This window comes from Actinoplanes oblitus, assembly GCF_030252345.1.
In the GTDB taxonomy this organism is placed as follows: Bacteria; Actinomycetota; Actinomycetes; order Mycobacteriales; family Micromonosporaceae; genus Actinoplanes; species Actinoplanes oblitus.
Genome location: NZ_CP126980.1, coordinates 1,689,493 through 1,712,736, shown reverse-complemented (window position 1 = coordinate 1,712,736; position 23,244 = coordinate 1,689,493). Strand labels below are relative to the sequence as shown.

The following is a 23,244-nucleotide window of genomic DNA, read 5'->3' as shown; positions in this document are numbered from 1 at the left end:
GTGAGCCTCGTCGCCCCTACGCTGCGGGCGGCCCGGAGCGGCGTAATCTCGGGGTCGTGACTATTGCTCCCGAGGGCCGCCGCATGCTGCGCATCGAGGCGCGCAACGCCGAAACTCCCATCGAGCGGAAGCCGCCGTGGATCAAAGTCAAGGCGAAGATGGGTCCGGAGTACACCCAGATACGCGGGCTGGTGCAGAAAGAGGGTCTGCACACCGTCTGCCAGGAGGCCGGCTGCCCCAACATCTACGAGTGCTGGGAAGACCGCGAGGCGACCTTCCTGATCGGTGGTGACCAGTGCACCCGCCGCTGCGACTTCTGCCAGATCGACACCGGTAAGCCGGCCGAGTTCGACGCCGACGAGCCGCGCCGGGTCGGCGAGTCGGTCGCCACCATGGGCCTTCGTTACGCGACGGTCACCGGGGTGGCGCGCGACGACCTGCCCGACGGCGGCGCCTGGCTCTACGCGGAGACCGTCCGCCAGATCCACAAGCTGCAGCCCGGCTGCGGTGTCGAGCTGCTGATCCCCGACTTCAACGCCGAGCCCGACCAGCTCGCCGAGGTCTTCGGCGCGGCCCCCGAGGTGCTGGCGCACAACGTCGAGACGGTCCCGCGCATCTTCAAGCGGATCCGCCCCGGCTTCCGTTACGAGCGCTCCCTCGACGTGATCACCCAGGCCCGCGCGGCCGGCCTGGTCACCAAGAGCAACCTGATCCTCGGCATGGGCGAGGAGCGCGCGGAGATCTCCGCCGCCCTGCGCGACCTGCACGCGGCCGGCTGCGAGCTGATCACCATCACGCAGTACCTGCGTCCGACGCCGCGGCACCACCCGGTCGAGCGCTGGGTCAAGCCGGAGGAGTTCGTCGAGCTGCGCGAGGAGGCCGAGCAGATCGGCTTCGCCGGGGTGATGAGCGGGCCGCTGGTGCGCTCGTCGTACCGGGCGGGTCGCCTCTACCGGCAGGCGCTCGACGCCCGCGGCTGAGTTCCTCGCCGTTCACTGACGGCCGGTCCCCACGCCCGCCGGCGCGGGGACCCGGGGCGGGCTTCGCCGTTCGCCACGGCCCTCCCACACCACGCCCGCCGGCACGGGGACCCGGGCGGGCTTCGCCGTTCGCCACGGCCCTCCCACACCACGCCCGCCGGCACGGGGACCCGGGGCGGGCTTCGCCGTTCGCCACGGCTCCCCACACCACCATGCCTGCTGGCGGACCCGGTGCGGGACTGAGGAAGGCCCGCGACCGAGTCAGGTCGCGGGCCTTCGCCAGGCTTGCGGGCTGATCACTTCTTGCCCTTCTTGCCCTTCTTGTTGCCTTTTGCCTTGCCCTTGCCTTGGCGTTCCCGGCGGAACTCGGCGAGCCGCCGATCGGTCTCCGCCTCGGACGCGGCCGTCTGGGGGAAGAACACCGGGTAGAGCAGCCGGCCGAAGAGCAGGATGATCGGCGCCAGCCAGGCCCACCACGGGATCCCGGACTCGGATCCGAACAACGCCTCGACCATCTGGTACGCGTCGTCGGCGGCGCTCTCCATCACCAGCCCCCGGAGGGCGAACGGAACTTGTCATGCATGACGGGCTCCCTAAGCTGTCGGTCGGCCCCCACCATCGGGACCGCGCCGGTCGGGATTAGCCTTCGCCGGGCCAGCTCCGGTCACTGGACCGCGTCTCCGCGCTCCCCCGCGGAAGTTGCCACCGCCCGGCAACCGGGCACACCCGGCCCGCAACCGACCGACCGGGCCTTCGGCCGCCGCATGCACCCACATCGCAACGAACCGGTCGGCTGCGAAGCACCGCGAAAGGCAGCCGCCCACGACAGTGGTGCGTGGCGCCGGACCGAACCGAGGTCGCGGCCGGCAACAAGCGTGGCGGGCAAGGTCGCGGCCGGCAACAAGCGTGGCGGGCAAGGTCGCGGCCGGCAACAAGCGTGGCGGCCAAGGACAGGCCGGCCCGGACATAGGAGCGGCGCAGGACCGACACGGCGCAGGAACGGCCCGGCGCAGGAACGGCCCGGCGCAGGAACGGCGCGACGTAGAACCGACACGACGCAGGACCGACACGACGCAGGACCGACACGACGCAGGAGCGGCGCGGTCGCGGACCGGCCCTGACCGGTCAGTCGTCGATGAGGTGCAGGCGGCGGGCCACCGCCGCCGCCTCCACCCGGTTGGTGACCTCCAGTTTCGCGATGATGCGGGAGACGTGGACGCTTGCCGTTTTCGGCGAGATGAACAGGCGCTGGGCGATCTGGCCGTTGCTCCGGCCCTCGGCGACCAGCCGCAACACCTCGCGCTCCCGGGCGGTGAGCACCTCCTCGGCCGCCCGCTCGGCCGTCGCCGGGCGCACCCCGAGCCGCCGGGCCAGCGTCTCGGCCTGCTCGACGAGCGGGGCGGCGCCCAGCCCGGCGGCGATCGTGGTGGCCTCGGCGAGTGCCGCGGCCGCCGCCGGCCGGTCGGACGCGTGCGCCTCGGCGCTCCGGACCAGGGCCATGGCCAGCTCGAACGGCTGCCCGTCGGCCCGCCACGCGGCCACCGCGGCGGTCCACCGCTCGGCGTCGCCGGACAGCTCGGCCTCGACCTGGGCCGCCGCGGCCAGCTCCGCCGGGTAGCGCCGGGGCAGCCGCTCGGCCGCCGCCCCGATCCGCTCGGCGAGCTGCTCCACCGCGTCCACCGAGGCACCCTGGCCGGGACCCGGCTCGCGGGCCAGGGCCACGGCCCGGCACGCGGTGGTGAGCAGCTGCCAGGCATAGCGCGGCCGGTCCAGCAGGCCGCCGTCGCCGACCGCGATCCGTGCCGTGGTCACCGCCGCCGGGGCGTCCCCGGTGGCGAGCGCCGCCAGGATCCGCAGCTCCAGCATCCAGAGGCGTTTCTCGCAGGGCACGTAGGGCTTGCCGAGCATGCCGGTGGCCCGGGTCAGCACCTGCTCGGCCCGGGCGTGCCCGCGGGCCAGCCGCAGCCGGGCCCGCAACCGGAGCCAGGGCAGCGCCATCAGGCCGGGCGGGTCCTGCCGGCCGGCCTCGGCCAGCCGGGCGTCGGCCTCGTCCCAGCGGCCCAGCGCCATCAGCGCCTCGGCCTGGTTGGCCAGCAGGTAGACCCCGGTGGTGCGGGAGACGCCGTAGCGCATGGCGTGCGGGACGCCCTCGGCGGCGGCCGCCGCCGACTCCGCGTAGCGGCCCAGCTCGAACAGGACATCGGAAACGTTCACCAGGCCGTGCGAGAGCGCCTGGTCGTCGCCGCACGCGCGGGCCTGCTCGACCGCCGTCAGCAGCACCGGCAGGCCGTCGGCGGCGGGCATCCAGCCGGCGCAGATCTGCCCCTTGGTGATCTCCGCGTAGACCCGGGCGCTGGCGTCGCCGAGCTGGTCGACGGCGGCCCGGACCTGCTCCCAGATCCGCTGCACCTCGTCGCCGTCCATGCTGGCGAACAGGTAGGCCACCTCGCCGAGCAACCCGGTCCGGCCGGGCTCGTCCGTCGCCTCGGTGAGCAGCCGGTACGCCTCCTTGGTCTCGGCGAAGCCGTCGCTCTTGCCGGCCGTGCGCAGCAGCTTGGCCCGGCGCACCAGCAGCCGGGCGGCGCGCACCGGCTCGGCGGTGGCGTCCAGGTCACCCAGCGCGGCCCGGGTCAGGCTGAGCGCCCGGTGCAGCTCGCCCGAGTCGATGGCGACGAGCGCGGTCTCCTCCAGCAGGTCGAGGTGACAGGTGCCGAGCAGCTCGGCGGCCTGCGGCACCTGCTCCCACAGCTCGAGGACCCGGTCCAGCAGGCGGGCCTGCTCCGCGTACGCGAAACGCCGGCAGGCCTCGTCAGCCGCGCGTTTCGCGGCGACCAGGGCCCGGGGATGGTTGTTGGCGGCGTGCCAGTGGTGGGCGATCTCGGCGGGAGCCCGGCCGGCCGGCACCAGCTGCGGATCCGCCTCGATCGCCTCCGCGTAGCGCGCGTGCAGGCGGGCGTGCTCGCCGGGCAGCAGGTCGTCGTGCACCGCCTCGCGGACCAGCGCGTGGCGGAACTCATAACCCCCGTCCGGATCGAAGACGATCATCTGGGCGGCGACCACCACGCGCAGCGCCGACTCGCAGGTGATCTCGTCGACGCCGGCCACCTGCGCGATCAGCTCGTGGCCGATCCGGGTGCCGCCGACGGCGGCGACCCGCAGCATCCGCTGGGCCGCCTCGGGCAGCTGGTCGACCCGGGAGAGCAGCAGGTCGCGCAGCGTCTCCGGGATGTCCGCGCAGGCCGGGTCGGCGCTGGCGGCGAGCTGCTCGATGAAGAACGGGATGCCCTGGGCCCGCCGGGTCACCACGTCGACGGTCTGCGGCTCGGGCTCGCCGCCGAGCAGGTGGCCGAGCAGCTCGGCGGTGCCCTCCCGGTCGAGCCGGTCGATCTCCACCCGCTGCACGCCGCGGACCCGCTCCAGCTCGGCCACGAACGGCCGCAGCGGGTGGCCGCGGTGCAGCTCGTCGGTGCGATAGGTGGCCAGCAGCATCAGCCGCGGGGCCCGGGCCGAGCGGACCAGGAAGCCGATCAGGTCGCGGGTGGACCGGTCGGCCCAGTGCAGATCCTCCAGCACCAGCAGCAGCGGGCGCTGCGCGCTGAGCCGGGCGACGAGCGACCCGACCAGCTCGAAGAGCAGCCCGCGATGGGCCTCGCCGAACGCCGACGGTGGCCCGAGCTCGGGCAGCAGCCGGGCGAAGTCGGCCTCCCGCCCCTCGAACACCTCGCGTCCCTCGCCGCGGACCAGCTCGCGCAGCGCCGCCGCGAACGGCGCGAAGGGCAGGCCCTCCTCGCCGAGCTCCAGGCACTGGCCGGTGAGCACCCTGACCGGCTCGCCGGCCAACCCCCGAGTGAACTCCTCGACCAGCCGGGTCTTGCCGACGCCGGCCTCGCCGCCGACCAGCAGGACGGCCGGCTCGCCGCCGCGCACCCGGCGGAGCGCGTCGCGCAGGGTGGCCAGCTCGCCCTCCCGGGCGACCAGGATCTCGCTGTGGCCACTCACCGTCGTCATGAGGTCGAGCATGCCACCCCGGTCCGACAGAAAATTCGCGCCGATCATGCCGCTCGGGACCGGAGGACCGGCCGGCGTATCAGGAACCGGCGTCGATGTCGCCCGCCGGCCGCCTCCCGTGCCCGCCGATCGGCCTCGGCCTGCTGGCGCAGCTCCTCGCCGCGCTGCCGGGCCAGGTACAGATGCACTTCGGGAACCATCTCCGCGCTCCTCATGAGTCGTGTCGTCGTCCTCGCTGACATCGACTCTTCGCGCGAAGGCGGCCCGCGGGCATGGGGACGCCGCCCGATATCCGGGCTGCGCACCCCCTTACGAGACGGTCGCCGGGTGCCCGGGCCGCCGTAAGGTACCTGAGTCCCACTACACTTTCCGGCTATGGCAAAACCCCAGGAGAAGGTGTCGTTCGGCGAGCGCCTGAAGCAGATCGGCCAGGTGTTCTCGTTCACCGCGAAACAGGACAAGTGGTTCGTTCCGCTAGTCATCGGTGCGGTGGCGATCCCGGTCGCGCTGACCGTGACGGCGGTGCTCCTGGGTCTCGGCCTGCTCTGGATCCCGGTCGGCGTGCTGGTCACCCTGCTGGCCGTGCTGATCGTGCTGAACCTGCGCTCGAACGCCGCGATGATGAACGTGGCGGAGGGCCAGCCCGGCGCGGCCGCCTCGCTGATGGAGAACATGCGCGGCGACTGGCGGGTCCGCCCGGCGGCCAGCTCGACCACCCAGTTCGACATGGTGCACGTGGTGATCGGCCGGCCCGGCGTGATCCTGCTGGCCGAGGGCAACCCGCAGCGGGTCCGGGCACTGCTCGGCCAGGAGAAGAAGCGGCTGTCCAAGGTGATCGGCAACGCGCCGCTCTACGACTACGTGATCGGCACCGAGGAGGGTCAGCTCCCGGTCCGCAAGCTGCGCACCACGATGCTGCGGCTGCCCCGCAACCTCACCGGCAAGGACGTCAACGCGCTGGACAAGCGCCTCGGCGCGCTGATGGCCCGCCCGCAGATGCCGAAAGGCGCGATCCCGAAGAACATGCGCCCCAGCAAGGGTGCCTTCCGCCAGCAGCGCCCGCGCTGAGCTGAGCGTCATCCCGGTGGTCCACCCCCGCCACCGGGCCGCGAACTGAAGACGGAGACGAGATGCCAACCGCTGGGCCCCACCGCCTGCAGCGTCAGCTGTCCAGCTGCGAGGTCGGCGATGTCTGGTCCGGCGTCGACGAGCACGGCCGCCCGGTGACCGTGGCCCAGCTCAACGAGCTGGCCTCGGCCGACGAGCGCTGGCGAGCCGCCTTCCGGGCGGCGTCCGAGGCGCTCGGCGCGGCGGAGACCGACGGGTTGCCGATCGCCGGTTCCGACCACGACGGCGAGCGGCCCTGGGTGGCCTGTCCCGAGGCGGCCGGCAGCGGCGGCGCCGCGGAGATCTTCACGGTGCTCGGTCAGCGGCTGCGCCCGGCTTTCGCCGGGGAGGGTGCGCCGTCCGCCGCCGGCGATCCGGTGGTCGCGCAGGCTTCCGCTTCGGTACGCGCGGAGCCCGACCCGCCGACGGTGCCGTTCCAGCCGGTCCCGCCGGCGACCGCCGTCCCGGCGCAGCCCGCTGCCACCCATCCCGTGCCGATCCAGCCGGTGACCACCCACGCGGTCGCGACCCGGCCGGTCTCCGGCCACCCGGTCTCCGGCCATCCGGTCTCCGGCCATCCGGTGTCCGGGCACCCGATGTCCGGCGCGCCGGCCTCGGGCCTTCCGTCGTTCGGCAACCCGATCTCCGTGGTGCCGATCTCGGGCGCCGCCGGTGCGTACCGTCAAGCCGGCGGCAAACCGCGACCGGACCGCCTCCTGCTGCTGATCGTGGCCCTGGTGTCGTTGCTGATCGGCGCCGCCATCGGCGCCGCCGTGGTGGCCGGCCGCGGCGACGGCACGCCGGCCACGTCACCGAGCGCCGCCCCGGTCACCTACACCGACGCGCAGCTGCTGCTGCCGGCCACCCCGCCGGCCAAACCGGGCCTGGACCCGGCGCCGGACGGTGTCTGGCCGCACGACTGGCCCACCTTCGAGGGGCAGACGAGCGGGGTGCAGGAGGTGACCGGACTGGTCGGCGTCGGCTTCGACTTCCGGCTGCCGACCGGCTGGACCTGCAAGCTCGCCGAGCAGGCCGACGCCGCGGTGCACTACCGGTGCGGCACCTGGCAGGGCGAGACGCTCACCGCCGGCGGTGACCTGACGGTCCGCGCCTGCGCCCCGGCCTGTGACGACAACACCCGCAAAGCCCTGCGGCAGCGCGAGGAGGCCTGGGGTCTACGGTGGACCAGCGGCACCTCGCTGCGCTCCTGGGCCGAGACCTCGCAGCTCGACGGCAAGCCGGTCTACGGCGTGGTCTACGTCGGGTTCTGGCGCACCGCCCCGGAGGAGGTCCTGAACCGGGAGGTCGTCCTCCGGATGACCGCGCCGGTCGCCGCGACAGCCGACGTGAAGAAAGTGGCCGACAACATCCGCGACCGCACGTACACGCAATAAGGAGTACCTCTCGTGGCCAGCACCCTGGCGGTCCCCGGCACCTACCCGACCATCAGTGACGCGCTCGAGGTGGCGCCGGACGGCGCGGTGATCAGCGTCGCTCCCGGGACCTATCGGGAGCGGATCGAGTTGCGGGGCAGGACCCTCACCCTGCGCGGCACCGGGGAGCCGGGCACCGTGGTGGTGGACGCGGCCGGGCTGGAGGGGCCGGCGCTGGCCGTGCTCAGCGGCGAGGTGACGGTCGAGGGCCTGGCCCTGACCGCCGGGGACTACCCGGCGATCTCGGCGATCAGCGCCCGGCTGACGGTCCGGAAATGTCAGCTCTCCGCCGGTTACGGCCCCGGCCTGCAAGCCACCGACATGTCCACTGTCGAGGCCACCGAGGTGCAGGTCCAGCGTGGACAGCACGGCCTGGTCTTCTCCGACTCGGGCGGCACCGTGGAGTCCTGCGAGATCCGCGGGGTGAGCGACGACGGCGTCATCGTGCGGCTCGGCGCCGACCCGGTGATCCGCAACACCACTGTGGCCGAGTGCGGCTACCGCGGGGTCTACGTCTACCAGTCCGGCCGCCCGGTGATCGAGCGCTGCGACGTCTCCGGCACCGGCGACGCCGGCATCGTGGTGGCCAACGGCAGCTCCCCGCGGATCCTCCAGACCTGGGTGCACCAGACCCACGGCTCCGGCATCGTGATCGGGGCCGGCTGCACCGCTGTCGTCGAGCAGTGCCGGGTGGAGGGCACCGCCGAGCCGAAGGTCAGCGTCGACCCGCGGGCGCAGGCCACCGTGACGCTCTCCGAGGGCGGTCCGGCGCCGCGGGCCGGGATCACCGAGTCCGGCGCCGGCCAGGACGCCGCCGAGGTGGACCGGTTGCTCGGCGAGCTGGACGCGATGATCGGCCTGGCCGGGGTGAAGAACGAGGTCCGAGCCCTGATCGACGAGATCCAGGTGAACGAGTGGCGGCGCAGCGCCGGACTCTCGGTCGGCGCGGCCAGCCACCACCTGATCTTCACCGGTGCCCCGGGTACCGGTAAGACCACCGTGGCGCGCATCTACGGCCAGCTGCTCAAGGCGCTCGGCGTGCTGCCCAACGGCCGGTTCCGCGAGGTGTCCCGGCGCGACCTGGTCGGGCAGTACATCGGGCACACCGCGGAGAAGACCACCTCGGTCTTCGAGGAGGCGATGGGTGGCGTGCTCTTCATCGACGAGGCGTACACGCTGTCCCGGGCCGGCGGGGCCAGTGCCGACTTCGGCCAGGAGGCGATCGACACCCTGGTCAAGCTGATGGAGGACCACCGCGACCAGGTCGCCGTGATCGTCGCCGGGTACACCAAGGAGATGCTCGACTTCCTGGACGCCAACTCGGGTCTGGCCTCCCGGTTCGCCAAGACCCTCGAATTCGAGAACTACGGCCCGGACGAGCTGGTGCTGATCGCCAGCCGGATCGCGCAGAACGACGACTACGTGTTCGAGGCCGGCCTCGCCGAGGCGCTCTACGAGCACTTCTCGCAGATCGAGCGGGACCGGAACTTCGGTAACGCCCGGGAGGCCCGCAAGCTGCTGGAGGGTATGCGCAAGGCGCAGTCCGGCCGGCTGCGCTCGCTCGGCCGGATGCCCAGCCGGGACGATCTGACCACGCTGGTCGTCGACGACCTGCTGACAGCGATCCGCTGACTGTCGGTGGCGGCACATAGAATGGGCTCTCTATCGCGCGGACGGGGAGGCGAGCGGTGAACCCAGACGGCCACCCGGCCCAGGCGTACGGCGCCGCCCCGCCCCAGCCGGCCCAGGCGTATGGTGCCGCCGCGCCCCAGTCGGCCCAGGCGTATGGCGCCGCCGCGCCCCAGTCGGCCCAGGCGTATGGTGCCGCCGCGCCCCAGCCGGCTCACGCCACCGCCGCGGCCACCCCGCTGCGCCGGGTCAGCACGCAGGCCCGGGGCAGCGTCCCGGTGCCGCCCGCCGGGGTCCCGCAGCCGGCCGCCGCCCCGGTGCCGCAGCGCCCCACGCCGGTCCCGGCCGACGCGGCCGCCGACGCCGGGGTCCGGCCGATCCCGCGCCGCGGCCAGGTGGGCCCGGTCAGCCTCACCCAGATCGTGGTCGCCGAGCTGTCCGTGCTGGCCACCGTGGCGGCGGCGATCCAGGGGCCGCTGCCCGCGCTGGCCGTCGGCGCGATCGGGCTAGTCCTGATCGTGATCTTCTTTGCCCGGCAGCGCGGCCGCTGGTGGCTGGAGCACCGGCAGGTGGCCCGGGCGCACGGCCGGCGCCGGGCCGCCGCGCTGGAGACCGGCAGCGGTCCGGTGCTGGCCGCGCTGCGCACCATCGCCCCCGGCCTCGCCGTCCGCGACATGACCGCGCAGGACGGGGCGAGGGCCGGGGTGGCCAAGGACGAGGCCGGCTGGTTCAGCGTGGTGGCCCTGACCCCGACCGCCCCGATGCACCACGACGGCGCCCCGATCCCGCTGGAGGCGCTGGTCAGCGTGCTCGCCGCGACCGAGCAGCCGGGCGTGGTGCTGGAGCTGGTCACGCACACCGTGCCGGCGCCCAGCCCGGACGTGCACGCCGCGTCGCCGGCCGGCTCGTCCTATCGGCAGCTGGTCGAGTCGCTCAGCCCGGAGCCGGTCCCGGCGCACCGGGAGTCCACGATCAGCGTCCGGGTGGACGCGCGGGTGCTGGCCGAGGCGCTCCACGACCACACCGCCGACCTGGAGGCGGCCGCCGCGCTGGTGGCCGGCCTGGGCCGCAAGGTGGCGACCAGCCTGCGCCGGGTCGGGATCGGCTGCCGGGTGCTGGACGCCGACGAGCTGCTGGCCGTGCTGGCCCGGTCCTGTGACGTCGAGGCCGGCGCGCTGGCCGAGGGCTCGCAGGTCGACGAGGACTGGACGCACTGGCGGTCGGCCCGCCTGGTGCACCGGACGTACTGGTTGAAGACCTGGCCGACGTCGGCCGGCGAGATCGGCTCGCTGTTCGCCTGGGCGGCCACCGCGCCCGCCGCGCAGACCAGCGTGGCCCTGGTGCTGAACGCGGCGGCCGACGGCGACGACGTGGCGGCGCGGGCCTTCATCCGGCTCGCCACCCGGCCCGACGCCGACCTGGGCGCGCTCGACCGGGTGCTGGTCGACGGGGTCCGGCGGGTCGGGGCCGAGTTGCAGCCGCTGGACGGCGAGCACGGGCCGGCGGTCTATGCCACGGCGCCGACCGGAGGTGGGGCGGGATGACGCATCCGGATCACGAGGGAGCCTGGCGGCCCTATCCGCCACAGCAGCCCGCCGAGGAGGAGCAGCAGCAGCAACCGCAGCCGCTGCCTCCGCCGCCGGCCATCTTCCCGCCGAACGCGGTGGCCCGGGCCTCGGTGCGGCCGCCCGGCGCGCCGCAGGATCCTTACTCAGCGCCGGGGCAGTACGCCGCGCAGGCCATGACCCCACCGCCTGCGCAGCCGATCCAGCCGTTCCAGGGGCAGCCACCCGTGCAGGGGCAGGTCGTTCAGCCGTTCCAGGGGCAGCCGGTCCAGGCATTCCCGGGGCAGGCCGTCCAGGCTTTCCCAGCGCCGGCGGCCCAGGCTCCGATCCAGCAGGGACAGGGCGTTCAGGCTCCGGTCCAGCAGGGGCAGGGCGCCGCGGAGGGCGTCGGGCGCCGGTTGGCCGCACCCCAGCTCACCTCGGCTCCGCTGGCCGGGCCGCAGGGCCGGGCGATGGCCGCCGCCACGCACGGCTGGCAGGACGACACCCCGCCCGACGAGCCGCCCGCGGGCGACGACGAGGCGCGGACCGGCCCGTCCGGCAAGACGTCACCGTTGCACATCGGCTGGCACGCCATCTCCCGCAAGACGCTGCGCCGGGTGACCGTCGCGCCGTCCGCCGGCGCCGGGCTGGTCCTCGGCCGCGACCGCCAGCAGGTCCCGGTGCCGCTGCGCCTGTTCGCCCCGGAACCGGTGCGGATCGCCCTGGTCGGCGGCGTCTGGGCGGCTCAGCTGCTGATCTTCCGGGCCTTCGCACTGGGTGCCCGGGTGGTGGTGGTGACCACCGAGCCCCGCGCCTGGGCCGGCTTCGGCGAGCGCGCCACCGGGCAGTACAACCGGCTCACCGTGCACAGCAGCGACCAGGGCGTGCAGCTCAACGGCACCGCGCAGACGCCCACCCTGGCGGTCTACGACCTGGGCATGACCGGCCCGGCGACCACCCCGCCGCTCGGCCCGTGGCGCACCCAGCTGACCATCCTGCGTCAGCTCGACCGCCCCGGCCTGGCCGCGCTGCAGGACGCCCAGCTCGCCCTCTTGCAGCGTCTCGGCGGTGACGAGTCCGCCCTGGCCGCCTCCGCGCTCAAGCTGCGCCCGCACAGCAGCCAGTTCCTGCAGTTCATGGCCGACGACATGCTCGCCCTGATCGGTGACGGCACGGACCGCTACCTGTTCCTCGCCCAGACCCAGACGGAGCAGCAGTTCGTCGGCCTCCCCCGCCGCTGACCCACCACCGCTCCGCGTCACACCGCCGCTGACCCACCACCGCTCCGCGTCACACCCCGCCGCCAGCCGCCGGGCCGCTTCAGCGTGCGCTCACCGCTTTCCGGTACGCCCTGAAGGTCCCGTTCCCGCGTAGCGTTCATCCCACTGCAGTGCAACGATCGATCCACTTCTCGTTGCGGTCAAAGTCAAACGTTGCAACGATTTCCGCGCCATGAGCTGCTGGTATCCACTGAACGAGCAACATGGTCGTTGCTGGATTAGCGAACGCAACGTAGCGTTTCTTCTATCAGAAACGAGCACGAACACTGGAGAGCATGATGCGGAAGTTCACCACCCCGGCCCCGATCTCCACCGTCCTGGCCGTCCCGGCCGGGCGGATCCAGCTCATCGCCGCCGACCGCGCCGACACCGTCGTCGAGGTCCGTCCGGCCAACCCCGGCAAGAGCCGCGACATCAGGGCCGCCGAGCAGACCACCGTCGACTTCACCGACGGCGTCCTGCGGATCAACGCCCCGGAGCCGACGAACAAGCTCATCGGCGCGTCCGGTTCCCTGGAGGTCACCGTGCAACTGCCGACCGGCTCCCACGTCGAGGCCTCCGCCGCCTGCACCGAGCTTCGTGGCGTCGGCCGGCTCGGCAACATCTCCTTCGACGGCGCCTACCGGCAGATCAAAATCGACGAGGCCGCCGGCATCCGCCTCACCGCCGTCGACGGCGACGTCGAGGTCGGCCGGCTCACCGGCCCGGCGGAGATCAGCACCAGCCGCGGCGACATCCGGATCGCCGAGGCCAAGCGCGGCACCGTGGTCCTCACCACCCAGTCCGGCAGCATCTCGGTCGCCGCGGCCCCCGGCACCTCGGCCGCCCTCGACGCCGGCACCGCCTACGGCCGCATCAGCAACACCCTCAAGAACGACGGCATCCCGGAGCTCGACATCCACGCCACCACCTCGCACGGCGACATCACCGCCCGCAGCCTGTGACCCCCGCGAATCGCCCCGCCCGCGAACCCGGCCGCCCCGATCCCGAGGCCCGCGCCCCGGCCATGGGCCCTCTCAAGCCCACGGTCCGACCACCACCCGGCCCCTGCGCCGCCGCGCGGTCCGCACACCGCGGACCGCGAGACGCGCGGCGGCCCTGACCCCAGCCAGCCTCGCGGTCGGCACACCGCGGACCGCGAGGCGCGGGGCGGGCCCTGACCACAGCTCGGAGTCCGCGTCGCGTGGACACGGGACAGGGCTGGTGCTCCTGGGGACCCGGCTGTTTCGTACCGGAAAGGGCTTTCAGCCAAGTCCCCGATACCGCACAGCGGACCGCGATGGGTGCCGGTCAGCGGGCCGGTGGGGTCCAGGCCAGCTGGACCAGTCGGGCGCCGTGCCGGCGGGTGATCATCCAGGCGCGGCCCGGAGGCAGGACCTGCGGTTTGATGGTGCCGAAGAGCGGGCCCTCCTCGCGCGGGCCGGACATCATGATGCCGGGCGAGGCCAGCTCCCGGATGCGGCCGATGACCGGGTCGAACATGGCGCGCGCCGCGCCGCCGATGCGGCGGGTGATCACCAGGTGCAGGCCGATGTCGCGGGCCTGCGGGAGGAACTCCAGCAGGGGCAGCAGCGGGTTCTGCGCGGCGGCGGCGACCAGGTCGTAGTCGTCGACCAGGACGTAGAGCTGGGGGCCTTTCCACCAACTGCGGTTGGCGAGCATCTCCGGGGTCACGTCCGGGCCGGGGAGGCGCTCGCGCATGACCACCACCACCTGGTTGATCAGGTCGGCGGTGACCTGGTGCGAGGTGCCGTAACCGATGGTGTTCTCCGGCGGGACGCAGCCGAGCAGGCTGCGGCGCAGGTCGACGCAGAGCACCCGGGCCTCGGCCGGGCTGTTGCCGGCGACAATCGACTTGGCCAGGCTGCGCAGGAACGAGCTCTTGCCGCTCTCGATGTCGCCGAAGAGCAGCGCGTGCGGCTCGGCGTCGAAGTCCAGCCAGACCGGCTGCAGGTCGTTCTCCGCGATGCCGATCGGGACGACCGGGCCCCGGGACGGCGGCAGCATCTCGAACGGCAGCTCCGGCGGCAGCAGCCGGACCCGCGGCGCGGGCGGGCCGCTCCAGTGCTCGGTGGCGTGTTTGACCAGCTCGGCGACGGCCTCGGCGAGGTCGTCGGCGCGCTGTTCGCGGTCGATGCGGGGCAGCGCGGCGAGGAAGTGGTGCCCGTCCGGGGTGAGGCCGTGGCCGGGTGACTCGGGCACGTTCACCGCCTCGCGCCGGTTGATCAGCGAGTCGGTGGGCTCGCCGAGGCGCAGCTCGATCCGGGTGCCGAAGACGTCGCGGATCTGCGGGCGGACGTCCATCCAGCGGTTCGTCGCGGCGACCACGTGGACGCCGAAGCCGAGACCCCGGTTGGCCAGCTCGTTGACGGTGGGCTCCAGGTCCTCGAACTCGGCGCGCAGCGTGGACCAGCCGTCGATGACCAGGAACACGTCACCGAACGGGTCCTCGGCGAACCGCCCCTGCGCCCTGGCCCGCCGGTACGCCGCCATGCCCTCCACGTTCTGCTGGGCGAACAGGTCCTCGCGGATCCGCATCAGCCCGTGCACCTCGGCGATCGTCCGGCGCACCCGGTCCACGTCGCGGCGGGTGGCGACGCCGCCGACGTGCGGCAGGTCGGTGAGCGCGCTGAGTGGGCCACCACCGAAGTCGAGGCCATAGAACTGCACCTCGCGCGGGGTGTGCACGAGCGCCAGGCTGGTGATCAGGGTGCGCAGCAGGTTGGACTTGCCGGACTGCGAGCCGCCGATCACCAGCAGGTTGCCGGCCGCACCGGAGAGGTCCAGCCACATCGGGTCGCGGCGCTGGTCGAACGGCTTGTCGATGATGCCGACCAGGGCGTGCAGGGTGCCGAACCGCTCGGCCGCGTCGACGGTGAGGCCGCGGTCGGGCATCGAGATCACCGGCGGCAGCATCTGGCCGAGGGTGGGTGCCTTGTCCAGCGGCGGCAGCCACACCTCGTGCGCCGGGGTGCCGCGGCCCTCCATCTGCCGGGCCAGCACGTCCATCAGGGTGTCGCCCTGAACCTTCTCCTCGACCTCCTGGCCGGCCTCCTCCTGCTCCGGGCGCTCGTCCTGGAGCGGGGCCGAATAGTAGGTGCTGAACTCACGGACCGGGCTGCCGGCCCGGGTGCCGCCGGCCGCGACGATGCCCTCCTTGCGGACCGCGCCGGACACGTAGGCCGCCTTGAGCCGGATCAGCCCGTCGGTGCCGGCCCGCAGGTAGCCGTGGCCGGGGTGGTGCGGCAGCTCGTAGGCGTCCGGCACGCCGAGCACCGCGCGGCTCTCCATCGAAGAGAAGGTGCGCAGGCCCAGACGGTACGACAGATGCGACTCCAGCCCGCGCAGCCGGCCCTCGTCCAGTTTCTGCGAGGCGAGCAGCAGGTGGATGCCGAGCGACCGGCCGACCCGGCCGATCTGGACGAACATGTCGATGAAGTCCGGCCGGTCGGCGAGCAGCTCGGAGAACTCGTCGACGATCAGCACCAGGCTGGGCAGCGGGGCCAGCGGCACCCCGGCCGCCCGGGCCCGCTCGTAGTCGCGCTGCGAGGCGTAGTTGCCGGCTTTGCGCAGCAGCTCCTGGCGCCGGGTGAGCTCGCCCTGGATGGCGCCCAGCATCCGGTCGACCAGGGCCTGCTCGTCCTGCAGGTTGGTGATCATCGCGGCGGTGTGCGGCAGCCGGTCCAGCGAGGCGAAGGTCGCACCGCCCTTGTAGTCGACCAGGATGAAGTTGAGGATCTCCGGATTGTGGGTCAGCGCCAGCGCCACCACCAGGGTGCGCAGCAGCTCCGACTTGCCGGAACCGGTGGCGCCGATCAGCAGGCCGTGCGGGCCCATGCCGTCCTGTGCCGACTCCTTGAGGTCCAGCTCGACCGGGCGGCCGTCGACGCCGATGCCGATCGGCACCCGCAGCCGGTCCCGGTTGGGCCGGCCGGCCCAGAGCGTCTCCAGGTCGATCTGATAGGGGTCGTCCTGCTCCAGCAGCTCGGCCAGGCCCATGTCCTGCGAGATGGCCGGCTGGTCGCCGAAGGTCGCGGCGGACAGCCGCAGCGGCGCCAGCTCCCGGGCGAGCACCTCGATCTCCGCCATGCCGAGCGCGTCGGCCCGGCCCACCTCGGTGGAACCGTCCATGGTGGTGCCGGTGATGGTCCCGTCCGCGGCGATCTCCAGCACCACCGAGCTGTCGTCGAGCAGCCGGGGCGGTGGGACGGACAGGTCGAGGATGGTGACACCGGCGACGCCGCCCTCGGTCATCAGGTGGTCGGATCCGGCCGTCGAGCCGCCGTCGATGATCACCACCACGTGCGGCCCGCCGGGCGGCGGACCGGACGGATCGAACCGGGACCGGTTGACCAGGACGTCGTCGAGCATCGCCTCGAGCGCCGGGACGCTCGGCGCCACCAGCCGGACCGGGCCGACCGCGTCGGTCTTGTCCGGGTGCTGCGCGTGCGGCAGCCATTTCGCCCACTCCCACCAGGGCCGCTGATGGTCCGGCACGCAGACGCCGACGCGCAGGTCGTCGGGGGCGTGGAAGGTGGCGATCTGGGCGACCAGAGCGCGGGTGAAGTCGTGGATCGCGTGGTCGGCGCCGCGCAGGTAGATGTGCGAGAAGTCGCGCAGGGCGACCGAGACCGGCAGGTCGGGCACCACCGAGTAGGTGTTGACGAACTTGCGCAGCGCCATCGCGCAGAGCGGCTCCAGCTCGTCGACCGGGCGGGTCTGCGGCGGGATCAGCCGGGTCGCCACCTCCTGCACGCCGACGGCGATCCGGACCACCGTGAAGTCGGCGTCGCCGCGGCGCCGCTCCCAGAGCCGGCCGCTGTCGGCGAAGGTCCAGAGCGTGCCCGGGTCGGGATTGCGGTAATACAGCGCCTCGCGCTGCTGGCGGATCGTGTTCCGCAGCTGGGCGCGGAGCTGGGAGAGGTGCCGGAGATACTGCCGGCGGGACTCGATCATCTCGCGCTTGCCGGGGCCCGAGGTGTTCGTCGCCATCATCGCGATCATGCCGAGGATGGAGACGCCGTACATCGCGCCGGCGACGTACGTCAGCGGACCACCGCCCTGCCGGCTCATCATCAGGCCCATGGCGGCGGCGCCGGCGCCCATCGGCAGCACCATGAGCATCCGGGTCCACCCCTTGCCGGCGGGCGGCGGAACCTCGGGCGGCGGGTCGAGCAGCACCTCGCCGGACGGCATCACCGGCGCCGGGCGGCGCGGGGGGCGCTTGACGATGGTGACGGTCACGCTTGGCTCTCCCCTGGTCCGTATTGCCGCTCATCTTAGCCGTCACCCCTGACAGCGAGCCCCCCGCAGCCATTCGCCGGGGCGAATCCGCACCGAACCGGCCTGCTAGTTTGTGTGGCACACAGGCACAGCTGGAGGTGACCGCGTGACCGCACCGGGTGGCCCGAGTCTGGCCCGGGTGACGATCGCCGCGCCGACCCGCCGGATGGACATCGCCCTGCCGGACAACATGCTGGTCGGCGAGTTGCTGCCGCACCTGCTGCGGCACGCCGAGGGCGCGCTCGGCGAGCCCGCCGAGCGGCACGGCGGCTGGGTGTTGCGCCGGGCCACCGGCACCCCGCTCGAGCCGCATCGCAACCTGGCCGCCCAGGGCGTCCGGGACGGCGAGCTGCTGCATCTCAAGCCGGCCCGGGAGGACTGGCCCGAGCTGGCCTATGACGACGTCGTCGAGGTGATCGCCAGCGGTGCCCGGCGCGCCGGGCGGTCCTGGGGCGCCGCCGCCACCCGCCGCTGCGGCCTGGCGGTCTTCGCCGTCGCCCTGCTGGTCGGTCTCTACGGTCTGGCGTTCGGCGACTCGTCCCGGCAGACCGCCGCGATCGTCGCGCTGGCCGTGGCGCTCGGCCTGGCCGTGGTCGGCATCCTGCTGTCCCGCGCGTTCACCGACGCCGGGGCCGGCGCCGTGGTCGCCGCCACCGGCCTGCCCTACGCGTTCGTCGGCGGCGCCTGGCTGCTCGCCGACACCGGCGCCGGGTTCCTCGACATCGGCGCACCGGCCCTGCTGCTCGGCTCCGCGGTGCTGCTGGTGCTCAGCGTGCTCGGGCACGCCGGGGTGGCCGGGCTGCCCCGGCTCTTCGTGGCCGGCATCGCGGTCGCCCTGACCGGCCTGCTGGCCGCGCTGCTCACCCTGGCCGGGGTGTCCTCGGACGGCGCCGCGGCGGTGGCGCTGACCGCGGTGATCGGGCTGCTCCCCGGTTACCCGGTGCTGGCCAGCTGGATCGGCCGCCTGCCGTTCCCGGAGCTGCCCAGCCGGGCCGAGGAGATCCTCAAGGACAAGCCGATGCCGCGCCGGGCGGACGTCTTCGCCGCCGTGGTGCGCGCCGACGAGGTGCTCACCGGCCTGCTGCTGGCCACCGCGTTCAGCGGTGTCGTGTCGATCGTCTTCCTGGGCTGGTCGCATCCGAGCCGGTCGGCGATGTTCCTGATCGTGGCCGCGGTGGCCGCCCTGATGCTGCGCTCGCGGCTGCTGGCCACGCCGCAGCAGCGCAGCCCGCTGCTGGTGGCCGGGGTGGCCGGCCTCGCCGTGCTGGGCGTCGGCGCGGTGCACAACGACGTGCTCCCCGGTCTGCTGCTGCTGGTCGCCGCGGCGGTGGCCGGCGGGGTCGCGCTGTTCACCGCGGTGGTCTACAGCCAGCGCCAGCCCTCCCCCTACCTGGGCCGGGCCGCCGACCTGCTGGACGTGGTGGCGATCATGGCCCTGATCCCGCTGGCGTGCGCGGTGATGGGGGTCTTCGACGACATCCGCGGGCTGTTCTCCTCGATCGGCGGGTGATCCGGCGTGGCTTCGCGGCGTGACCAGCTCCAGTCGTACCAGTTCCTGAACCAGCGGGTGATCTCCGCGTTCGTGATGCGGGAGACCGATCCGGCGCAGTCTCCGCTGCGGCGGGGCATCGGCGCGCTGTTCGGCGGCCTGATGGTGGCGATCCTGATCGCCGCCGGGTTCGGCATCTACGGCATCCTCACCAAGGTCGGCACCGACGCGTGGCAGGCCGACGGCTCGGTGGTGGTCGAGCGGGAGTCCGGCGCCAGCTTCGTCTACCTGCAGGGCCGGCTCAACCCGGCGCTCAACTTCACCTCGGCCAAGCTGGCCGCCGGCCGGCCCAACCCGGCCGTCTACCGGGTCGCGGCCAAGGCCCTGGCCGGCACGCCGCGCGGGATCACCATCGGCATTCCGAACGCGCCGGCGTCGCTGCCCGAGGCCGGTCAGCAGATCGGTCTGCCCTGGACGATGTGCGCGGTGCCGGGCGAGCAGCCGAGCGCCGCGCTGCTGGTCGGCCAGGCCGGTCCGGCCGGCACCCCGCTGGGCGACAGCGGCCTGCTGGTGACCGACGGCACCGACCGGGACGCCCAACTGGTCTGGCACGGCTTCAAGCACCGGATCGACGACGCGCAGACCACGCTGCCGGCGCTGTTCGGCGCGGTGGACGTCAACGAGGTGAGCACCGCCTGGCTGAACGCGGTGCCGGCCGGCGCCGCCATCGAGCCCATCCAGGTGCGCAACCGCGGTGCCCGGTCGGACCGGGTGACCGGCTTCAACAACGGGCAGGTGCTGACCGTGGAGACCGGGGTCGGCAAGCAGTACTACCTGATCCTGGAGAACGGCGTGCTGCCGATCACCGCGTTGCAGCAGGCGGTGCTGAAGGCCAGGTTCCCGGCCGAGCCGCGCACCGTGGACATCAGCGTGCTCAGCCCGTTCTTCCCGGAGCTCAAGCAGAACAACGGGCCGGCCGAGGCGCAGCCGCCGGCCGACCCGCCGAAACTGGTGACGATCACCGCCGGCACCACCGCCTGCGCGATCACCCGCGCGGCGGACAAGGCGCCGGCGATCACCTACGACGGCCCGGCCACCGGCCTCGCCTCGGCGGTGCCGACCGCCGGCAGCACCGCCGGCGGGCGGGCGCTGGCCGACGCGGTGCTGGTGCCGGCCGGCCGGTTCGCCCTGGTCAAGGTGCCCGGCTCGGGTGGTTATCAGGTGGTGACCGACCTGGGGGTCCGCCATCCGGTGCCCGGCGCTGACGCGCTGAGCCGGCTCGGTTACGCCGCCACCTCGGCGACCGAGGTGCCGACCGCGCTGGTCACCAGCATCCCGGCGGGCGTGACGCTGGATCCGGCGGCGGCGGTCAAGCCGGTGAGCACCGTCAATTAGGGCCGGGCTGCTCCAGCAGCATGACCGGCGGGCCGGGCTCGATCGGCTCGTCGTACTCCGGCAGGGGCGGTGCCGTCGCCGGCCGCCAGTGCTGCCGCCGGCTGCGCCGGATCGCCGCCGTCACCATCAGCACCGCCGCCACGGCGATCGCCGCGATGATGGCGCCGGTGTAGGCAGCCGTCCGCCGCCGCTGCTCGGCGCCGGTGCGCTCGGCCGCCGGCGCGGACACCGCGGGCAGCGCACGAGCCTGCTTTGCGGTGATCTTCCCGGTGACCGCGGCGTACGGATTGACCACCCCGGCGCCGAACGCGTCGCCGGCGACGGCCGGGCTGGCCGACGCGGTGAGCAGCCGGGTCAGGTCGGCGACCGGCATCTTCCCGGACCGGTTGCGGATCAGCGCGGCGGCCGCGCCGACGTAACCGGCGGCCAGCGCGGTGCCGTCCGCCTCGGCGAGCCCCCGGCCCTGCAGGGTGGGCACCGCCACGCCCGGGGCGACCAGGTCGACGTAGTCGCCGTGCTGGGACTTGGGGTAGATCTGGCCGTCCTGGCCGACGGCGCCGACCCCGATCACGTCCGGATAGGCGGCGGGGTACGGCGTCGGGTTGTCGTCCTGCGCCGAGCCGAGGTCACCGGCCGCGGCGATCACCGGCACGTCCCGGGCGGTCGCCGCCGCGACGGCCGCGCGGAGCCGTTGCCCGTCCTGGTACGCCGGGTTGGCCACCACGATCACCTGGGCCCCGTTCCGCAGGGCCAGCTCGATGCCGCGGCCGATCGCGCCGGGGGTGGCCACGCCCTGCCCCGACGAGTCGTCCGGGAGCACCCGGATCGGCAGCACGGTGGCGCGGTAGGCGAGGCCGACGACCGGGCTGCGGTCGGCCGGCTCGGCGGCGATCACGCCGGCCACCCGGGTGCCGGTGCCGGTGCAGTCGGTGTTCGCCGTGCCGCGCCCGGCGACCGCGTCGGCACCGGCCAGCACCCGGCCGGCGAGCTGCGGATTGTCGGCCCGGACGCCGGTGGAGAGGACCGCGACCAGCACGCCGCCGCCGCGGGTGAACCGGGTGACCGCGTCGATCGCCAGCATGTCCCGGGGCCACGCGGTGCCGCTGGTCAGCCGGTCGGCCTGGGCGCACTCGGCGCCCCACGCCGGAGCGCCGCCGAACCCACCCGGCGCCGCGACCAGCAGCAGAGCGGCGGTCAGGGTAGCGGCCATCCCCCGCCGGGCGAGCGTCACAAGCACCCGCCGATGATATGCCCGTCGATCCGGGTCAGTCGCGGACCGGCGGTTCGGGCTCGAAGGCCAGCAGGACCGGCACGTCATCGGCGGCGACCCGGAAGCCGGAGTCGCCGTCCGGATCGACAGCGACACCGTGGTCCTCCGGCCACACCGCGAGCGCCAGCGCGAACGGCACCTCGGTCACCACCGTCGGCTCCGGGTGGCTGGCCGCGAGCGACTCGGCGCTGGTGAACACCTCGATCATCCGGTCCGGGGCGGGTGCCCACGGGAAGCCCGGCTCGGCGATCTCCTCCGGCTCGGCCGGGCGGGTCGTCGGGATCAGCACCGTGCTGTCCAGCAGCCGGTCCAGGTATCCGTACACGTCGCCGGCCCGTGCCGCGAGCCGCATCGCGGCCGCGTCGTCCTGCGGATAGTCGCCCGCCGCCTGGTGCCGGGCCCACATGTCGTCCTCGGCGCCGAGGTCCTCGGCGGCCTCCGCCGCCACCTCGGCGAGGCTCGGCACGCGAAGATCGCCCACCGCCGCCTCGGCGAGGTCCTCCACCGGCAGGAACACGGCCAGCGGGGTGCCCGGGTCGATCGCCAGCCGCCACTCCGGGTGCGGCCACTTGCGGCGCAGCTCGGCGTAGTTGGTGACGGTGTAGCCGTCGATCGCGTGCCCGAACTGCGCGGCCAGCGCCCGCACCGAGGTGAAGACCGGCAGGAGGACGTGCTCGAAGGCGTGCACGGTGAGGAATCGCTGCGCCGCCGAGGGATCCCGGGTCAGCTGCGGCAGGAACAGGTCGGCCACCGAGAGCAGCTGGAAGAACGACTGCCGGTCGTCGGCCACGAGCGCCGCCACCAGGGCGTTCTCGACGTCGTTGGCGGGCGTCCAGTCCTCGCTCACGCGGGCCGCCGGTGCGAGGCCGGCAGCAGGCTGCCGAGACCCTCGGGAGCGGCGAGCACGGCGGTCGCGGCAGCGCCGGCCGCCAGATCGTCCACATCTGACGGTACGGCACGCAGCGCCAGCCAGAACGAGGCGAAGTCGCCGGCCACCCGGTGCAGCAGCCGGTCACACACGTCGGCGGCGGTGAAGTGGTCCCGGTCGCGCGGGTCGTCGTCGTCCAGGTAGCCGACCGCGCCCGCGTCCCGTCCACGGATCCGCAGCGCCAGCAGGCCACCCTGCACCAGGCCGATGGCCAGCCAGTCCTCGGTCAGCCGGTCACCGAAGAACGCGTTCAGATAGCCCAGGTCGTGGGTGCGGTCCTCGCGGAACCCGAACAGCGGCTGGTCCAGGACGAACCCGAACCCCGGGAGGACGGCCGGGAAGCTGGGCGCGCCGCCGTTCGTCCGGCCCAAAAAGTCACGGTAGTGCGGCGGGAGGCGTACCCCGAAACGCTCGTCCGCCGCGTCCAGCGCGGCGTCGGTGAGCCGCTCGGTGACCAGGATGCCGGGCGGCTCGGTGCCGGGCGCGACGAGGCCGTGACCGGACAGCGTCCGGGCGCCGACGCTGACGCCGCCGAGATGCCGGAAGCTCGCGTGCAGCTCGGCCGGAACCAGCGCGAGGTGCCGGGTCTGCGCGGTGTGTGCCCAGGTCCAGCCGACCGGGGTGCCCACCGCGCCGTCCCAGAGCGGATCACCGCCGGCCCGGGCCACCCGGTCGGCGGTCCGCACGTCGACGACGCGCGCCTCCTCGACCGTGAGGTCCGCGATCGCCGGGGGCAGGGCGACCATGACCCGCGCGTACGGCGTCCAGTCGGGGAAACCCCAGGGGTCCACCGGAACGCCGTGCCGGTACCGCACCCGGAGCATCGGGCTGGCCGGGTGCGCGGCGCGGAACGCGTACCGGGCGCCGGCTATCCGTTCGCTCACGGGTGTCACTC

Annotated in this window: 16 protein-coding genes; 9 read left to right on the top strand and 7 right to left on the bottom strand. The window is 73.8% G+C overall.

What is annotated here, in order from left to right:
* Positions 1 to 56 precede the first annotated feature (56 nt).
* The gene (gene lipA / locus Actob_RS07905) at positions 57 to 980 is read left to right on the top strand and encodes a lipoyl synthase (protein ID WP_407653575.1); all 924 of its coding nucleotides are present in this window, start codon (positions 57 to 59) and stop codon (positions 978 to 980) included.
* A gap of 296 nt (positions 981 to 1,276) precedes the next feature.
* Here lipA and Actob_RS07900 read toward each other — a convergent pair whose 3' ends face one another.
* The 3 genes from Actob_RS07900 to Actob_RS07890 form a co-directional block, all read right to left on the bottom strand.
* Complete coding sequence (locus Actob_RS07900; protein WP_284919405.1) at positions 1,277 to 1,525, bottom strand: hypothetical protein; 249 nt, start codon at positions 1,523 to 1,525, stop codon at positions 1,277 to 1,279.
* 580 nt (positions 1,526 to 2,105) lie between these two features.
* The gene (locus Actob_RS07895) at positions 2,106 to 4,988 is read right to left on the bottom strand and encodes a helix-turn-helix transcriptional regulator (protein WP_284919404.1); all 2,883 of its coding nucleotides are present in this window, start codon (positions 4,986 to 4,988) and stop codon (positions 2,106 to 2,108) included.
* 44 nt (positions 4,989 to 5,032) lie between these two features.
* Positions 5,033 to 5,188, bottom strand: a complete 156-nt coding sequence (locus Actob_RS07890) for a hypothetical protein (protein WP_284919403.1) — start codon at positions 5,186 to 5,188, stop codon at positions 5,033 to 5,035.
* 175 nt (positions 5,189 to 5,363) lie between these two features.
* Between Actob_RS07890 and Actob_RS07885 the strand changes: the two genes are divergently transcribed.
* The 6 genes from Actob_RS07885 (at position 5,364) to Actob_RS07860 (ending at position 12,928) form a co-directional block, all read left to right on the top strand.
* Positions 5,364 to 6,056 (top strand): DUF4191 domain-containing protein, encoded by a 693-nt coding sequence (locus Actob_RS07885; protein WP_284919402.1) that lies wholly within the window; start codon positions 5,364 to 5,366, stop codon positions 6,054 to 6,056.
* Between the two features lie 62 nt (positions 6,057 to 6,118).
* Entirely contained in the window at positions 6,119 to 7,489 is a 1,371-nt protein-coding gene (locus tag Actob_RS07880) for a hypothetical protein (protein ID WP_284919401.1), read from the top strand.
* Between the two features lie 12 nt (positions 7,490 to 7,501).
* Complete coding sequence (locus tag Actob_RS07875; RefSeq protein ID WP_284919399.1) at positions 7,502 to 9,160, top strand: right-handed parallel beta-helix repeat-containing protein; 1,659 nt, start codon at positions 7,502 to 7,504, stop codon at positions 9,158 to 9,160.
* 56 nt (positions 9,161 to 9,216) lie between these two features.
* Positions 9,217 to 10,701: a type VII secretion protein EccE gene (locus Actob_RS07870; RefSeq protein WP_284919398.1), complete on the top strand. Its 1,485-nt coding sequence runs from the start codon at positions 9,217 to 9,219 to the stop codon at positions 10,699 to 10,701.
* Positions 10,698 to 11,945, top strand: a complete 1,248-nt coding sequence (locus tag Actob_RS07865) for a polyadenylate binding domain-containing protein (protein WP_284919397.1) — start codon at positions 10,698 to 10,700, stop codon at positions 11,943 to 11,945. Before Actob_RS07870 ends, Actob_RS07865 begins: the two co-directional genes overlap by 4 nt.
* 314 nt (positions 11,946 to 12,259) lie before the next feature.
* Complete coding sequence (locus Actob_RS07860; protein WP_328518421.1) at positions 12,260 to 12,928, top strand: DUF4097 family beta strand repeat-containing protein; 669 nt, start codon at positions 12,260 to 12,262, stop codon at positions 12,926 to 12,928.
* Positions 12,929 to 13,274: 346 nt separating this feature from the next.
* Here Actob_RS07860 and eccCa read toward each other — a convergent pair whose 3' ends face one another.
* A complete protein-coding gene (eccCa, locus tag Actob_RS07855) occupies positions 13,275 to 17,228 on the bottom strand; it encodes a type VII secretion protein EccCa (protein WP_284919396.1) in 3,954 nt (1,317 codons plus the stop codon).
* Between the two features lie 145 nt (positions 17,229 to 17,373).
* Here eccCa and eccD point away from each other — a divergent pair, with 145 nt between their 5' ends.
* Positions 17,374 to 18,777: a type VII secretion integral membrane protein EccD gene (eccD, locus tag Actob_RS07850; RefSeq protein WP_284919395.1), complete on the top strand. Its 1,404-nt coding sequence runs from the start codon at positions 17,374 to 17,376 to the stop codon at positions 18,775 to 18,777.
* Between the two features lie 6 nt (positions 18,778 to 18,783).
* A complete protein-coding gene (eccB, locus tag Actob_RS07845; RefSeq protein ID WP_284919394.1) occupies positions 18,784 to 20,151 on the top strand; it encodes a type VII secretion protein EccB in 1,368 nt (455 codons plus the stop codon).
* On the opposite strand, the gene Actob_RS07840 is transcribed toward eccB, so the two are convergent.
* Genes Actob_RS07840 through Actob_RS07830 form a run of 3 tightly spaced genes read right to left on the bottom strand, consistent with a single transcriptional unit; the run spans position 20,144 to position 23,233 of the window.
* Positions 20,144 to 21,388, bottom strand: a complete 1,245-nt coding sequence (locus Actob_RS07840) for a S8 family serine peptidase (RefSeq protein WP_284919393.1) — start codon at positions 21,386 to 21,388, stop codon at positions 20,144 to 20,146. The two genes, eccB and Actob_RS07840, sit on opposite strands and share 8 nt — an antisense overlap.
* 28 nt (positions 21,389 to 21,416) lie before the next feature.
* Positions 21,417 to 22,268 (bottom strand): SseB family protein, encoded by an 852-nt coding sequence (locus tag Actob_RS07835; RefSeq protein ID WP_284919392.1) that lies wholly within the window; start codon positions 22,266 to 22,268, stop codon positions 21,417 to 21,419.
* On the bottom strand, positions 22,265 to 23,233 hold the full coding sequence (locus Actob_RS07830) for an SMI1/KNR4 family protein (protein WP_284919391.1): 969 nt from the start codon (positions 23,231 to 23,233) through the stop codon (positions 22,265 to 22,267). The genes Actob_RS07835 and Actob_RS07830 overlap by 4 nt, the downstream gene beginning before the upstream one ends.
* Between the last annotated feature and the right edge of the window lie 11 nt (positions 23,234 to 23,244).